General features: G+C 39.7%; 13 protein-coding genes. 5 read left to right on the top strand and 8 right to left on the bottom strand.

Annotation, left to right across the window (positions count from 1 at the left end; genetic code table 11):
- Positions 1-32 precede the first annotated feature (32 nt).
- A complete protein-coding gene (locus ACXM0J_RS03560) occupies positions 33-503 on the top strand; it encodes a DUF3015 family protein (protein ID WP_002118800.1) in 471 nt (156 codons plus the stop codon).
- Positions 504-573: 70 nt separating this feature from the next.
- Entirely contained in the window at positions 574-2457 is a 1884-nt protein-coding gene (locus tag ACXM0J_RS03555) for an Lnb N-terminal periplasmic domain-containing protein (RefSeq protein WP_438357835.1), read from the top strand.
- A gap of 67 nt (positions 2458-2524) precedes the next feature.
- On the opposite strand, the gene ACXM0J_RS03550 is transcribed toward ACXM0J_RS03555, so the two are convergent.
- Both ACXM0J_RS03550 and folE read right to left on the bottom strand, forming a co-directional pair.
- Complete coding sequence (locus ACXM0J_RS03550) at positions 2525-3676, bottom strand: extended-spectrum class C beta-lactamase ADC-265 (RefSeq protein ID WP_086265799.1); 1152 nt, start codon at positions 3674-3676, stop codon at positions 2525-2527.
- 150 nt (positions 3677-3826) lie between these two features.
- Positions 3827-4375 carry a GTP cyclohydrolase I FolE gene (gene folE, locus ACXM0J_RS03545; RefSeq protein WP_002118643.1) on the bottom strand — a complete coding sequence of 183 codons (549 nt, stop codon included), beginning with the start codon at positions 4373-4375 and terminating at the stop codon, positions 3827-3829.
- Between the two features lie 261 nt (positions 4376-4636).
- Here folE and xdhA point away from each other — a divergent pair, with 261 nt between their 5' ends.
- Genes xdhA through xdhC form a run of 3 tightly spaced genes read left to right on the top strand, consistent with a single transcriptional unit; the run spans position 4637 to position 9503 of the window.
- A complete protein-coding gene (gene xdhA / locus ACXM0J_RS03540; protein ID WP_086265800.1) occupies positions 4637-6136 on the top strand; it encodes a xanthine dehydrogenase small subunit in 1500 nt (499 codons plus the stop codon).
- A 1-nt stretch (position 6137) separates the two neighbouring features.
- Positions 6138-8513, top strand: a complete 2376-nt coding sequence (gene xdhB, locus ACXM0J_RS03535) for a xanthine dehydrogenase molybdopterin binding subunit (protein WP_086265801.1) — start codon at positions 6138-6140, stop codon at positions 8511-8513.
- Between the two features lie 6 nt (positions 8514-8519).
- Positions 8520-9503 (top strand): xanthine dehydrogenase accessory protein XdhC, encoded by a 984-nt coding sequence (xdhC, locus tag ACXM0J_RS03530; protein ID WP_086265802.1) that lies wholly within the window; start codon positions 8520-8522, stop codon positions 9501-9503.
- Positions 9504-9513: 10 nt separating this feature from the next.
- On the opposite strand, the gene ACXM0J_RS03525 is transcribed toward xdhC, so the two are convergent.
- The 6 genes from ACXM0J_RS03525 to ACXM0J_RS03500 all read right to left on the bottom strand — a co-directional run bounded on the left by ACXM0J_RS03525 (position 9514) and on the right by ACXM0J_RS03500 (position 16316).
- Entirely contained in the window at positions 9514-10209 is a 696-nt protein-coding gene (locus tag ACXM0J_RS03525; protein ID WP_262470012.1) for a Smr/MutS family protein, read from the bottom strand.
- A gap of 9 nt (positions 10210-10218) precedes the next feature.
- Positions 10219-11025, bottom strand: coding sequence for an indole-3-glycerol phosphate synthase TrpC (trpC, locus tag ACXM0J_RS03520; protein WP_086265804.1), 807 nt, complete (start codon positions 11023-11025; stop codon positions 10219-10221).
- A gap of 9 nt (positions 11026-11034) precedes the next feature.
- Positions 11035-12084, bottom strand: a complete 1050-nt coding sequence (gene trpD, locus ACXM0J_RS03515) for an anthranilate phosphoribosyltransferase (RefSeq protein WP_086265805.1) — start codon at positions 12082-12084, stop codon at positions 11035-11037.
- A gap of 9 nt (positions 12085-12093) precedes the next feature.
- Positions 12094-12678 (bottom strand): anthranilate synthase component II, encoded by a 585-nt coding sequence (locus tag ACXM0J_RS03510; RefSeq protein WP_086265806.1) that lies wholly within the window; start codon positions 12676-12678, stop codon positions 12094-12096.
- A gap of 297 nt (positions 12679-12975) precedes the next feature.
- Positions 12976-14778 (bottom strand): aminopeptidase P family protein, encoded by a 1803-nt coding sequence (locus ACXM0J_RS03505; RefSeq protein ID WP_086265807.1) that lies wholly within the window; start codon positions 14776-14778, stop codon positions 12976-12978.
- Positions 14775-16316 (bottom strand): peptide MFS transporter, encoded by a 1542-nt coding sequence (locus ACXM0J_RS03500; RefSeq protein WP_086265808.1) that lies wholly within the window; start codon positions 16314-16316, stop codon positions 14775-14777. The genes ACXM0J_RS03505 and ACXM0J_RS03500 overlap by 4 nt, the downstream gene beginning before the upstream one ends.
- Positions 16317-16426: the final 110 nt, after the last annotated feature.

Here is a 16426-nt window from a genome sequence, read left to right as displayed (position 1 = left end):
ACAATCAATAATGATTTTGGAGATATACATCTATGTTAAAAAAATTAGCTTTAGCTGCTTTGTTAGCAGCTGGTTCAAGTGTTGCTATGGCTGATAACGATGTAGGTTGTGGTGTGGGTACGCAAGTATGGGCTGGCCAAAAAGGAGTGGTGCCTAAAATTCTTGCTGCAACAACAAATGGTATTTTTACTAACCAATTACTAGGGATTACTTTTGGTACTTTAGGCTGCCGTCAAGGCGGAACAGTAACTGCGCAAGTGGTTACATTTACAAATGAAAATGCTGAAGCTTTAGCACGTGATATGGCAGTAGGCCAAGGTGAAAGCCTGAACGTACTTGCTGAGTTAATGCAAATTAAACCTCAAGACAAAGATCGTTTCTTTAAAGTTTCAAAAGCAAACTTTGGTGAAATCTATTCTGCAAATAACCAAAATACGCTTCAAGTTTTAGCATCATTACAAACTGTAATGGCTAAAGACGACGTTTTAAAAGCCTACGTATAAGTTTGAAACTGAAAACCCTGTCCTATGGCAGGGTTTTTCTTATATTTAATGATAAAAATTGATGAGCTTAATGAAGTCAGTTGTTTTAGTTTTTGCCTCTTTGGCAGTGAATATTGCGTATTCAGCAGATATAAATCCATCTATTCAAAAATATTGGTCAATTGCAGAACAACAAAATCTAGATCAAGACATTACATGGCAAAGGCTCATGTATGCCAATAAAAATCAGAAAAGTGAGGTCACTTATTCTGGCTATTTCCTATCAGAAAATGGAAAAAATAACTTAAAAGAAGAACTGAAAGCGGATATCTCAGCATTATTTATGCCTGCTCAAGATAACCAGTCGATTCGCTGTAAGTTCCCGGCACGTAGTCAATGGCTCATGCAAAAAGTCGGCATTCAAGAAAGTGAATTGCCTCAAGTAAAGTGTACCGAATTTGAAAATTGGATTGGGCAGATTAAGCCTCATAAAGCGACCTTAATTTATGCGACCGATTTTATGGGCAATCCTAGCTCAATGTTTGGTCATACGTTATTGCGTTTGGACCCAAAAGATCAACAGCAGTTAAACCTTGTCTCTTACGCCGTAAACTATGCAGCAACTGTGGCAGGCAACGACAACTGGTCATATGCATGGAAAGGTTTAACGGGGCAGTATCCAGGCGAATATTCATTGATGCCTTATTATCGTAAGGTAAAAGAGTATGGTGATTTTGAAAGCCGCGATTTGTGGGAATATGAGTTAAATCTATCACCTGAAGAAACTCGGTTTTTAGTAAGCCATATTTGGGAAATGCAACATGTGAGCTTTCCTTATTATTTTGTGAGTGATAACTGCGCCTATCGATTGTTAGGGTTGGTTGATTTAGTAAAACCTGAATCTAACTTGCAAGAGAAATTCACTTATGCATCTATTCCAATGGAAACCATTAAATCGATGCAGCAGCAGGGACTCACCAAAGCTCCTGTATATCGACCTGCTTTAGAAACCCAATTATTGTCCCAAGCTCATCAGCATGGCGCCTCACTGGCGAAGGTGGCTCATCAAATTGCGATGCTGCCTATACAGCAGTCTTCTCAGATTTTAAAATCATTTACTGAGCAGGATCAGGCTAAAATCCTCGAGATGGCTTACGATGATTTATATCTACAGTTTATTGGTCGTAAAGTTGAAGAAAGCATTGCTCAGCCGCAGTTACGTCAGCTTTTAGCACTCAGAAGTCAGATTGATTTAGATAAGCAACGTCAAGAACCAAAAAGACCAACAAAGGAGCCGACTCAAGGTCATAACGCGCGTAATCTTTCAGTGAAAGCTGGTGAGGTTCAAGGCGATAAGTTTATCGAACTTGGTCATCGGCAAGCCTATCATGACTTAATAGATCCTCAAGGAGGCTACCGTGCAGGGACCCAATTACTATTTTTAAATGGTAATGCACAGTGGCGAGATGACCATTTAAAACTAGAACGTCTTGATCTGTTAGAAGTGAACTCTTATAACCCGATTCAACCATTTAAAACACCGCTGAGTTGGGGTTTTAACTTAAGTTGGCGTCAGGAAGCCATTAATGATGGAAACTTTAGTGAAGACAAACAACACGGCGTAGCAAGCTTTAATGCTCAGGTCGGTTACAGTCTTGCAGACTATGGGCGAAAGCATATTTGCTATGGACAAGTACAAACCTATGTACAAACAGGTTCAAATCTAGATAAAGGGTGGCGCGTAGGAATGGGGCCAACTTTAGGTTGTATGAATCAATGGTTTGAGCGCTTCAACTCTGTGGTGCAAATTGAATTGCCTTATTGGCAAGATCAAAACCAATGGAATTTGAGAGTAAATACTCAGTGGCAATATGTGATTAATCGCAATAATGCTGTTCGATTGAATTGGGACTATGAACAACAAAACCAACAAGACTGGATGAAATCAAGTCTAGGATATGTTTGGTTCTTTTAAAGAATAAATGTATAAAAAAAGAGAAATGAGTTTATTCATTTCTCTTTTTTGTTTTTAGATAAGACGATTATTTCTTTATTGCATTTAATACTGCATACGCTGCCTTAATGCGTTCTTCATTTGGAATACGTTTATTGGTTAACATGACTAAACCAATATTTTCTTTTGGAATAAACACCACATAAGATCCAAAGCCATTTGTTGAGCCAGTTTTGTGGAACATCTTAACTGAAGGTTCTTTGGAAATGGCAGTCACTTTATTAGGCTTCATCACGATTTGCTCTGAATTACTGTCTAATAAAGTTTGTAAAGGCGCTGGATAAGAAAATTCTTCCCAACCCAATGCTTGATACATCGTACCGACTTGATAGAAACCTTGATGTGTTTCATTAATTGCATGTTGAATATCTTTCGGATATTTCTGTGGGTTGAGGTTGGCATTAATAAAAGTCAGCATATCTGGTAGTGTCGATTTAACGCCGTACGCAGGGGCATCTAGCGGGCCAGGGTTAACTCGGATCGGCTGATTTTCTTGATTATAGCCATATGCATAATTTTGCATTTGAGTTTTAGGTACGTTTACATAGCTATTTTTTAAATGGAGAGGTGGAAAAATTGTTTTTTCTAAGACTTGGTCAAAAGGTTTATTCATAGACAAAGCCACAACTTTTCCAAATAAGCCAATACTTGGATTTGAATATTGTCTGTATTCACCGATTGCGTTTTTAGTTTTCCAATCTTTGAAAAAAGTTAAAACTTGTTGGTCTGTTTGAACTTCATCTGGAAATTGCAAAGCAAGGTTGCCACTTGTATACGTCGCAAGTTGAAGAAGATTAACTTGGTCAATCGGTGTGTTTTTTAGTTCTTTCCAATATTTTCCGGGTGTGTCATTAAAAGAGATTTTTCCTTTTGCTTTTGCATATCCACCAGCTGTAGCGGTAAATAATTTACTGACCGAACCTAGTTCAAAAATGGTACTGCTATTTACGGCTTTTTTATCCTGAACAGATTGTAGGCCATAATATATTTCATATTTTTTATTATTTTGAATGACCCCCACGGCCATACCAGGCACATCATATTTATCTAATAAAGGCTTAAAATTTTGATCTATCAGTTTTTTAACTTCTTGTTCTTTGGGGGTGTTTCCCGCATAAATTGAGGTACTAAAAATAAAAAGAGGCGGTAAAAGTAGGCAAGAAATTTTTTTAAATCGCATGATGAACTCATAAATTATTTAAAAAGAAAGATGCGTACTTTTATAACAAAAATCACTTAATTTAATTGTTATGTTTTATAGATTAAGTGCTTTAACTAGATATAAAAAAGCCCAACGTCGTCGGGCTCTTATTTTTGCATTAAAACCAGATTAATAACTTTCTGGTACTGCGCTTAAAAATTCACGGCGTGCTTCTTTATCGGTTTTAAAATCGCCGACAAATGAAACTGTACGAGTTGTAGATTCTTGTTTACCTACACCACGCATCATCATACACATATGTGCTGAATCGATAACTACAGCAACACCACGAGCGCCAGTCACTTCAGCAACGGCTTCTGCGATTTGTTGAGTCAAATTTTCCTGAATTTGCAAACGGCGAGCAAACATCTCGGTAATACGTGCAAATTTAGATAGACCGAGAACTTTGCCTTCCGGTAAATAGGCTACATGAACACGGCCGTAGAATGGGAGGAGATGATGTTCGCAAAGCGAATAGAATTCAATATTCTTCACCAATACCATTTCATGGTTATCTGATGGGAAAACAGCATTATTGGTGACTTCTTCTAAAGTTTTACTATAGCCAGAAGTTAAATATGAAAAAGCTTTAGCCGCACGCACAGGCGTATCTTTAAGGCCGGGACGATCAAGATCTTCACCGACGGCAGTCAGGATATTTGCGTACGATTGCTGCATTGACATAAGACGTATAAGTTTACTCTATTAGACAAGCTCGGCATTGTATCAGAAACATGACCTGATGTTCATAACTCCTCGCACTATATTTATTCTGGTTTTATGCGTGCTTAATAAAAGATGAATAAATTTCATGTTTTTTATCGTTAATAGTCAAGAGTTTGAACGTCAAATGTGTATTTAATGTTGATAGGTTCTAAATGATCGCCTAATGGCATCATATTTGCACAGATGCAGTGTTATAGAGCATAAGGATAAAACATGTCAGAACGTCCAATCACCTTCTTTTTCCGTGGTAGCCAGCAGCAAGTTGAAAATGTAACACCCACAATGACAGTTTTACAATTTCTGCGAGAGTATATCCAAACTGGTAAGACCAGGCAGACCGCCACAAAAGAGGGCTGTGCTGAGGGCGATTGTGGTGCATGTACGGTAGTGATTGGTGAGTTGGTCAATGAAAGCTTGCAATTACGCAGTGTGAATGCTTGCATTCAGTTTTTACCCACTTTAGATGGTAAGGCTTTATTTACAGTAGAAGATCTTTGTACATTATTGCCTAAAAAGGATGGGGCACTTCATCCGGTTCAACAGGCGATGGTCGATATGCATGGTTCACAATGCGGGTTTTGTACTCCCGGTTTTATCATGTCTTTATGGGCAATGTATGAAAATGAGCAACACTGTCCAAGCAAAGATCAAGTCAGTAATTATCTTTCTGGAAATTTGTGTCGTTGTACAGGCTATCGCCCTATTTTCGATGCAGCACAAAAAGCATATGACTATCCACGTATTTTATTAAAACGTCAAAAAGTAATTGAAGTATTAAAAGAGATCAAAGCATTGCCTGCGTTGCATTTGAATGATCATGGTCAACAATTTTTTGCACCAAAGACTTTACAGGATTTTGCCGCTTTACGGTTACAGTTGCCGCAGGCACGTATTGTTGCTGGTAGCACAGATGTTGGTTTGTGGGTCACAAAGCAAGGCCGTAATTTAGGAGATATGCTTTATATCGGTCAGGTTGAAGAACTCAAAAAAATTGTAGTCACAGATCATGCTTTAACGATTGGAGCAAATGTAAGTTTGAGTGATGCACTCATCAAAATTTCAGATGTTTATCCTGACTTTCAAGAATTACAGCGCCGTTTTGCTTCCATGCCGATTAAAAATGCAGGAACGCTAGGTGGAAATATTGCCAATGGTTCGCCTATTGGTGACTCAATGCCAGCATTAATTACGCTAGGTACACGATTGATTTTGCGCGCAGGTAAACAGACCCGTGAAATTGCTTTGGAAGACTTTTATATAGATTATCAAAAAACAGCATTACAACTTGGAGAGTTTGTTGAGGCAATTATTGTTCCGCTTCGTGAAGGGCAGACGCGTTTTAAATTTGCCAGCTATAAAATTGCTAAACGTTTTGAGCAAGATATTTCTGCGGTATGTGCGGCCATTTCATGCGAGTTAGATCATTATGATGTCGCTCACAATGTAAAAATTGCTTTTGGTGGCATGGCAGCTATTCCCAAACGTGCAAAATATGCAGAAGCCATATTGGAAGACCAGCAACTTACAGCGGAATTGATGGCTAAAGCACAGCAAGTGTTATCGCAAGATTACCAGCCTTTAGATGACGGACGCGCTAGCTCGGCATATCGTTTACAAGTCGCAAAAAACTGTTTACAGCGCTTTTATGTAGAAAAAATCCTGTCTCAAACGATCACTCGTGTGAATGACTTGATTGCTGTGGTGGAGATCTAACATGAATCAAACGATTGACTTCAGTGTTTCTAAAAAATCGGCTAAAGCTGGCGACTCCATTCCACATGAAAGTGCGCATTTACATGTGACTGGACAGGCAACTTATATTGATGATTTACCCGAGCTTGAAAATACGATGCATCTGGCAGTGGGATTTTCAAGTTGTGCCAAAGGCAAAATCAGTAAGTTTGATTTGGATGCCGTACGTCAGGCTGATGGTGTTTATGCAGTTTTTTCGGCAAAAGATATCGAGGTTGAAAATAATTGGGGACCAATTGTTAAAGATGACCCGATTTTTGCCGAGGGGCAGGTTGAGTTTTATGGACAAGCTTTGTTTGTGGTTGTTGCTGAGACTTATCAGCAAGCTCGTCAGGCAGTTCGCTTAGCAAAAATTGAGTATGTGCCTGAAACTCCGATTTTAACCATTCAAGATGCGATTGAAAAAGAATCGTGGGTTTTACCGCCTGTAGAATTTAGCCATGGTGAAGTTGAGCAGGCATTTCAAAACGCAGCACATCTACTATCAGGTTCTATTGAACTGGGCGGGCAAGAGCATTTCTATCTTGAAGGGCAAATTTCCTATGCGATTCCACAAGAAAATCAGAGCTTAAAAGTCTATTGCTCTACACAACATCCAACCGAAATGCAGTTACTGATTTGTCATGCACTAGGCATGAATATGCATCAGGTCAGTGTGGAAAGTCGCCGTATGGGTGGTGGTTTTGGTGGTAAAGAGTCACAGTCGGCACAGTGGGCATGCATTGCATCTTTGGCAGCACAAAAAACAGGCCGTCCGTGTAAATTACGTTTAGATCGAGATGACGACATGAGTGCTACAGGCAAACGTCATGGTTTTGCTTATGAGTGGTCTGTGGCTTTTGATGACAGTGGTGTTTTGCAAGGCTTGAAGGTTCAATTGGCTTCAAATTGCGGTTTTTCAGCTGATCTTTCTGGGCCAGTGAATGAACGTGCGATTTGTCATATTGGCAACGCTTATTATTTAAATGCGGTTGAGCTACGTAACTTACGTTGTAAAACCAATACTGTTTCCAATACGGCATACCGTGGTTTTGGTGGACCACAAGGCATGTTTGTCATTGAAAATATTATTGATGACATTGCTCGTTATTTAGGTTGTGACCCTCTTGAAATTCGACAGCGTAATTTCTTTGCTGAGCAGCCTGGCGCCGGACGTGACCGTATGCACTATGGGGCAGAAGTCCGTGATAATGTTGCTCCTCGACTGGTGGCCGAATTATTGCAAAGTAGCGATTACGCGAAACGTAAACAGAGCATTCATGCCTTTAATCAGAGCAATGACATCATTAAGCGTGGTATTGCGCTAACACCATTAATGTTCGGTATTTCGTTTAACGCCGTGCATTACAATCAGGCAGGTGCACTAGTCTATGTGTACATGGATGGCACTGTTGCGATTACGCACGGTGGTACAGAAATGGGACAGGGGTTATATACCAAAGTACGGCAGGTTGCTGCACATGAGTTGGGTTTACCCATCGATAGTGTTCGTTTAATTGCAACCGACACTTCTCGGGTGCCAAATACTTCGGCAACTGCAGCATCGAGTGGAGCAGATCTAAACGGTAAAGCTGTTCAAAATGCTTGTATTAAGATTCGAGAGCGTCTGGCAAAACTTGCAGCAGACATAAGTGATAGTGACGCAGAGCAAGTCCAGTTTGAAGATAGTATGGTTTCAACAGCGAATGGTCATTCATGGACATTTCCTGACTTGGTTCAACGGGCATATATGGCACGTGTACAACTATGGGACAGTGGTTTTTATAAAACGCCAGAAATTCACTATGATCAGGTCAACCATTTAGGGCGTCCATTTTTCTATTATGCTTATGGCGCAGCGGTCAGCGAGGTCGCAATAGATACGCTAACTGGCGAAATGAAAGTGTTACGTGCTGACATTTTGCATGATGTTGGACGGTCAATTAACCCTGCAATTGATATTGGACAAATTGAAGGTGGTTTTGTCCAAGGGATGGGGTGGCTCACGACAGAAGAGTTGTATTGGCAGCCTCAAGGACCGCACGCAGGACGCTTATTTACCCATGCGCCTTCAACGTACAAAATCCCGACCAGTTTTGATATTCCGCATATTTTTAATGTCAAACTGTTTGATAACCAAAATCAGGCAGATACCATCTATCGCTCCAAAGCGGTAGGTGAACCCCCATTTATGTTGGCATTATCTGTTTTCTCTGCAATTCGTCAGGCTGTACAGGCGGCTATTCCAGAAAATGCACCGCTCGTACTCAATGCTCCGGCAACTGCCGAAGAAATTTTACGTGCAATTGCGATTGGGCGGGGACAAGCTTTGGCTAAACGTCCACAAGCTAAAATGTAGAAGATTATGCAACATTTACAATGGTGGACTGATTTTGTAGCGTGGCAAGTCGATGCTCTACCTATGGTATTGGTCACAGTGGTCCGCGCTGATGGTTCAACACCACGAGAAGTTGGTGCAACAATGTTATTGCGGTTTAATTTGCAACAGCAATGGCAGCAGTCAGATACGATCGGTGGTGGGCATTTAGAGTTTCAGGCCATTGATATTGCTAAAGCAATGTTAAAAGAATCGGAAACTTGTGTGAGGTGTATTGAACGGTTTACCCTCAGTGCTCGGTTGGGGCAGTGTTGTGGTGGAGTAATGTGGTTATTGTTTGAAAAAATATCACCCTCTGTAACTCCGTCAGATTTATACATGAGTTTGCAAGCATGGCGAGCTGGAAGGCATATATGGCGTACCGTCTCAAATCAGTATGCATCCACTTGGCAGATTATGGATATGGAACAACAACCAAGTTTCAAGTTTCAACCTGTCAGTAATGAAGAATGGCAATTTGGCCAGCAGATTCAACCATATGCCATGCAAGTGCTGATTTGTGGTGCGGGGCATGTGGGTGAAGCAATCGTCCGTTGTTTATTGCCTATTGGTGTTCGGGTGAAATGGATTGATCCACGTGATGATATTTTCCCATCCGATTTACTGGAAAAGGTTCAATGTTTAACGACTGATACGCTTGAAGCCGAGATCGAGCATTTTGACCGTTCAGGTGCAATTTTAATATTAACTCACGATCATCAATTAGATTTGCAACTATGTTTTGCAGCCTTGAAACCTACGACAAAACCATTTGCTTATGTTGGGATGATTGGCTCAAAAAGTAAAAGGGCTATTTTTGAGAAACGTATGCAAGTACGCGGTTATACTCCGGAAACATTACAACGCTTAGTTTGTCCTATTGGTATAGAAGGGATTTCATCGAAACAACCTGCAACGATTGCCATTGCAGTAGTTGCTCAATTATTGCAGGTGTTTGATATAAAAAAATGATCCCAAAGGATCATTTTTTTTGTTCGAACTTCGGATTTTTTTCTGCTCGTTTAAGCAGTACGAGAACAGCACCTGTGCCGCCTTGATTTTCTGGAGCACTTACAAAAGCCAAAACATCGCGGTGTTGACGTAACCATCCGTTGACATAGGTTTTTAAGACCGCTTCTGGGCCTTTTCCATGCACAATTTTGATGACATTTTGATTTTCATCTTTTGCCATTTGGATAATTTGTAAAACTGCATCACGTGCTTGTTCAATGGTACAGCCGTGTAAATCTACAGCTTCAAACCAACGCATCTTGCCTGCTTTTAAGTCTTCAAACACTTTATGTTGAAGAGTCGCAATGCGATAGCTTAACGTTGCTTGGCTTGCGACTGGATTTAAAGCAGCTTGTGTATCAGATAGTTCGGCATGTTCGGTGTCACGACCACCTTCGGCAGCTGCCCGTTTCGCTAGAGTTTGTGCGTCGACTTTTCTGGCACGAGGTGTTTTTACATCGGCAACATTACTATTGTTGATGCGTTTAACGCCAGCAACAGCCTGTTGAAATAGATGTATACCTTCCAATTCTTCAGACTCAGCCTGAGCTTTTTTAGACTCAGGCTGATTTGCGATTTTGCTTGAATGAGGATTGGAGATTTGCTTTTTAAATTGCTTCAATAACTTTTGTTGCTCTTTAGAAAGCGATGAATCTTTATTACTCATATATCTTCATTAAACCGTTTGAGATTGTCCAAAAAGTGCAGTAAAAGCTTGATCTGGACGTGGTTGTTTCATAAAACTTTCGCCCACCAAGAAACTGTGAATATCATGCTCTTGCATCATACGCACATCATCTGGTGTCGCAATACCACTTTCAGTGATTAATAAACGTGAGGTCGGAAGTAATTTTTTCAATCGAATGGATGTATTTAAATCTACATCAAACGTTTTTAAATTACGGTTATTCACGCCTAATAAACATTGCTCAGAAAGCTTTAAAGCTCGTTCCATTTCTTCTTCATCATGAACTTCAACCAATACATCAAGTTGATATTCAAACGCAGTTTTTGACATTTCTTCGAGTTGCTGGTCAGACAAACAAGCAACAATTAATAAAATACAGTCCGCATGCAAAGCACGTGCTTCAACTACATTATATGGATCGACCAGAAAGTCTTTACGTAAAGCAGGTAGGGCACAATGATTGCGAGCGATGGCAATATTTTCATCTGCACCCTGAAAGAAATCAACATCGGTCAGTACCGATAGACATGCTGCTCCAGCTTGTTCATATTGCTGGGCAATTTCGGCAGGATTAAAGTCTGCGCGAATGATTCCTTTTGATGGAGAGGCTTTTTTTATTTCAGCAATCACACCAGGGCGCTTATGTTTTAAAGCGTTGGCAAAGCCACGCACTGGAGTCGCAGCTTTTGCTAATTCTTCAACATCTTGCAAATTACGTTGTTTTAAACGCGCAGCAAGTTCCTCATGTTTACGGTCAACAATTTTACCTAAAATGGTATTTTGAATATTAATCATGAGAAATCCTTAATCTGCCTGAGATTGCTTTAATGTTTTGGTAAATTCAGCCAAAACACTCATTTTTTCTAAAGCTTGTCCGCCATAGATAATATCTTGAGCGAATGTAACAGCTTGAGCATAGGTTTGAGTAATGCCTGAGACATAAATACCTGCCCCCGCATTAAGCGCAATCATATTTGCTGCTTTTTCACCAATGTCAGATTTATTTTTACCCAATGCATCTTTGATCAGCTTTAAGCTTGCTGCAGCATCTGCTACCACTAAACCATTTAAAGTTTGTGATTCAATCCCGACATCTTCTGGATTAAGCGTCCATTCGGTAATTTCACCATCTTTGAGTTCAGCAATAGCGGTAGGAGCAGCAAGGCTAATTTCATCAAGTCCATCTCTTGAATGAACCACCATGACATGTTCAGCACCAAGCTGCTTCATAACCTCGGCAATTGGACGGCAAAGTTCATCTGAAAATACACCAATCACAAAGCGTTTTACGCCGGCCGGATTCGTAAGCGGGCCGAGTAAATTGAAAATGCTACGAACACCAAGCTCACGACGTGGGCCGACAGCATATTTCATTGCTTTGTGGTGGTTTGGAGCGAATAAAAAGCCTACACCCATCTCACGAATGCAGCGCTCAGTTTGTTGCATATCTAAATCAAGGTTAATACCTGCTTGTTCAAGTAGGTCAGATGAACCTGATTTACTTGAAACGCCTCGGTTACCATGCTTTGCAATAGTTGCGCCTGCTGCTGCAATGACAAAGCTTGATGCTGTAGAGACGTTAAATAAGTTTTGCCCATCGCCACCTGTGCCTACAATATCAACTAAATGTTTGATATCGCTAACATCGATCTTGATCGCAAATTCACGCATGACACGTGCAGCAGCAGTAATTTCGTCAATACTTTCACCTTTCATGCGAAGGCCCATCATCAAAGCACCAATTTGTGCTTCGGTTGCCTCACCTTGCATGATGCTACGCATAATGTCTTCCATTTGCGGCTGAGTTAGGTGAATATTTTTTGTTATATGGTTAAGTGCTTGTTGAATATTCATAGGGACCACTTATGCATAAATATCTAAAAAGTTTTTAAAGATTTGATGGCCATGTTGACTCAAGATCGATTCAGGGTGGAACTGCACGCCTTCAACAGGCAATGTCTTATGTTTAACACCCATGATTTCTTCCATGGAGCCATCTGCTTCATTGGTCCAACACGTTATTTCAAGGCAATCAGGCAGTGTTTGCTGATCAATCACCAATGAATGATAACGAGTTGCTGAGAAAGGGCTAGGAAGATTACTGAAAATACCTTTATTGCTATGGTACATATCAGATAAACGTCCATGCATCACCGTTTTGGCTCTTACAATTTTTCCGCCAAAAGCTTGCCCAATACTTTGATGCCCTAAACACACGCCAAGCAAAGGAATTTTTCCAGCAAAATGATTAATTGCAGGAATTGAAATACCAGCTTCGCTTGGAGAGCAAGGACCCGGACCAATCACGAGATATTTTGGTTGCCATCGTTCAATATCCTCTAATGTGACTTGATCATTGCGAACTACTTTTACTTCCTGATTCAACTCGCCAAAATACTGGACGATGTTGTAGGTAAAAGAGTCGTAATTGTCGATCATTAGAAGCATGATGAACTTAACCTCATGATAATTAATATATATTTAATAAGTGACTAAAATAGTTACCCATATTGATACCCGTTTTCAGAAAGGGCTTTCTAGATATATAAAATAAGAAGCCGCTTTCTAATGGGCTAATATAGCAAAAAAAGAAGTAACCAGTTTAACTATTTCATTCGTTAGAAATTTGCAGAAAAAAAGGCTTTGGGAAGGTGGAGCTTTTTAAAATTATAGATAAGTATTAATAAGACAGAATATGCTTTTTATTAGAAATAAAAATTATTCTGCCTTATTCACACAAGAAGATTAAATTTTACGTGTGTTATAAATCAGCCAATCTAAAACATCGCCAGATAAATGTTCGGCCAGTCTTTCTTGAACAGTTTGATGATAACCATTTAACCAGTCTTTCTCTTCATTCGTTAGCATGTCAACGACGATACAATCTAAATGAATCGGGCAAAGGGTCAGCGTTTCAAACTCTAAAAATTCACCATAAGTTTTTTCAAATCCAGAGTGAAGTTTGTTTGCAACCAGATTTTCAATACGAATACCGTATTGTCCCTCATGGTATAAGCCTGGCTCGTTAGAAATAATCATTCCTTCACGCAATTTGCTATAGGCATGAATAGGTGCGTAATAAGAAAGAACTTGCGGACCTTCATGAACATTAAGCGCAAAGCCTACACCGTGGCCTGTTCCATGTCGATAATCTAAACCATGTTGCCATAAAGTATTGCGACAAATTGAATCGAGTAAAGGAGCGGCTAAACCTTCTGGATAAATCGTTTTTGCCAAGGCAATGTGACATTTTAAAACCAATGTGTAGTCACGTTTTTGTTGCCCTGTTGGCGTGCCTACAGGAACAACACGAGTAATATCCGTTGTTCCATCAACATATTGGCCGCCAGAGTCAATGAGTAATAGACCATCACCTTCGATAAATGAATAGTGCTCTTCAGTTGCACGGTAGTGGGGTAGAGCACCATTAGCATTAAAGCCAGCAATCGTTGAAAAACTCGGTCCTATAAATCCATCTTGCTGAGCACGGAAAGCCGTAATTTTCTCATCAATAGTTAGTTCTGAAATGCTTTCACCATGATGAAGGGCTTTCTCTAACCAGTGGAAAAAGTGGCAAAGCGCGACTCCGTCTTTCACCATGGCATGACGGATATGGGCAATTTCACTTTCATGTTTACGTGATTTAAAAAGTGTACTCGGGTTGATGTCGTATACAACTCGAATATCTTTTGCGATGACTTGTTCATGAAAAATCGAGACTTTGGCTGGATCTAAAAGTACTGAAGCATCAGAGATATTCGATAAAAACTTAGCTGTATCTTCGTAGTTACGAATTTCAATACCATCGGCTGCCAAAGCTTGCTGAATGCGTACATCAACTTTTTCAGCATCAATAAAAAGAATAGCTTGCTCTGAATTAATATAAAAATGAGAAAGAAAAACAGGGTTATATTCTACATCTTGCCCGCGTGCATTTAGGACCCATGCAATATCATCTAAAGATGAAATAAAATGACCCGCAATATTCTTGTTAGCTAAGCTCTCGCGAATTGCCTGAATTTTTTCTTTACGAGAGAGGGCATTTAACCCTTCAGGCATTAAATGGATTTTTTCTGATGGAAGTTCTGGACGGTCTACCCAAATCTCTCCGACTAAATCTTGCTGGGTTTCAAGTTTATAGTGATTAAGTCGTGCAGTATGTTCGAGCGCCTTAAATTGTTGAATGGATAAAGTATGCCCATTTACCACAATGACTGATTCTGATTGTAGATTTTTTTCAATCCAAGCGAGATGTGTTGAAGATTCATCACTTGTTAATTTTTGAAGATCAAAGCCACTTCCAATAAGTTGTTGCTCGGCTTGTACCCAATAGCGACCATCCGCCCAGAGACCAGCAAACTTTTGTGTCACCACAAGCGTACCAACCGAACCACTAAAACCGCTTAACCACTGCCTTGCTTTCCAGTAGTCTGGTAAATATTCTGACATATGGGGATCGGCACTCATCACAATCAAAGCATCAACATGCCGATTGCGCATGAGTTCACGAAGTTTCTCAAGTTTTTCTGGAACAGTTAAAACGCTCATATAGTTTCCAAGTCAGGTTGAACTTTGCTGGTACTTTTGTTCATTAATCTATTGATAGGTTTCTTTAATAAAAATAACACGATTGCACCAACGATTAATGCCAAAACGCATCGCATAAAGAGAGTCGGTAAATGATCAATACCATCTGACGATACGTGCCCGCCAATGAGACCAGCGATGAGATTACCTAAAGCTGAGCCAGTAAACCATAGTCCCATAATTTGGCCTCGAATTACATCAGGTGCAAGTTTAGTCATGGTTGATAACCCAATCGGGCTTAAACAAAGTTCTCCCATGGTAAGCAAAAACAAAGTACCGACTAACCAAAATGGTGAAACTAAGCCGCCAGCAATTGCGAAACGACTAGCAAAGGACATAACGAGAAAGCCGCCAGCTGCAAGTAACAATGCAATGATAAATTTACTGATATAGCTTGGATCTTTATTTGATTTACCCAGTCTTGCCCAAAGCCATGCTGCAATTGGAGCGAATATAATAATAAAAAGGGCATTGATGGATTGGAACCATACAGTTGGGATTTCAAATCCGAAAACCATACGATCTGTATAGTCTTGCGCAAATAAATTAAAAGAAGTGGGTTTCTGTTCAAAAGCAGACCAGAACAATGCTGATGTTGCTAATAAAACAAAACAAATAATAATTTTAAATTTGTCATGTTGCTCTAAATTCAAGAAAAGTAATAAATAAGCAAAGTAAGCAATAATGCCGATACCAATCCCAATTGTTAAATAAGTTGCTACCGCGACCGGATTAATATGAATGACACCAAATAAGGTAAGCGTAATAATGACTGCAACTGCGAATAAAAAGCTAAATACAATTTTAGGCGCATTTTTATTTTCTACGACAGGCTTATTGCAGTTGTCAGTTTGTTGGCGCAACTGATTGAAAGACTGTAGCTGTGGAATCGCTAATGTACGAAAAATAAGTAAAGCAATCAACATTCCAAGGCCGCCAATCCCAAAACCTAGATGCCAGCCATGATCGCGAGCCAATATACCTGTAATAAGTGGGGCAATAAACGACCCCATATTAATCCCCATGTAAAAAATGGAAAAACCAGCATCGCGCCTACTATCCTGAGCTTTGTATAATGTTCCCACAATTACCGAAATACAGGTTTTAAATAATCCTGAGCCAATAACAATAAGGACTAAACCGAAATAAAAAAAGAATTGATCAAAAATGGTAGTGAGGGCAATAGATAAATGACCTAGTGCAATAATAATAGAACCATACCAGACCGACCGTGCCTGACCTAACCAGTTATCGGCAATCCAGCCACCAAAAACTGTCATTAAATACATAGATCCAGCAAATAACCCAACAATCGCGGCTGCAGTTGGACGGTCAAGGCCTAAACCACCGTCATTAACCATTGCGATCATATAAAGAACGAGTAAAGGCCGAATACCATAATAAGAAAATCTTTCCCAAAGCTCTGTAAAAAATAAAGTTTTTAATGGTTTTGGATGGCCGAAAAAAGCTTTATCCGATTGTTCAAAGTCATATTTCATTATTCAAATCCTTGAATGCTTTTAAGTTTTTTATAAACATAACTTTTGGTTTGTTTATTTATAACAAAAATTTATGCATATAGTTTTTAGTTTTTTTTAATAATAAAAGC

Source organism: Acinetobacter sp. GRABPA_MV_2 (genome assembly GCF_056725885.1).
The sequence above is the reverse complement of the archived record's forward strand: the minus strand, read 5'-3'. Positions and strand labels throughout refer to the sequence as shown.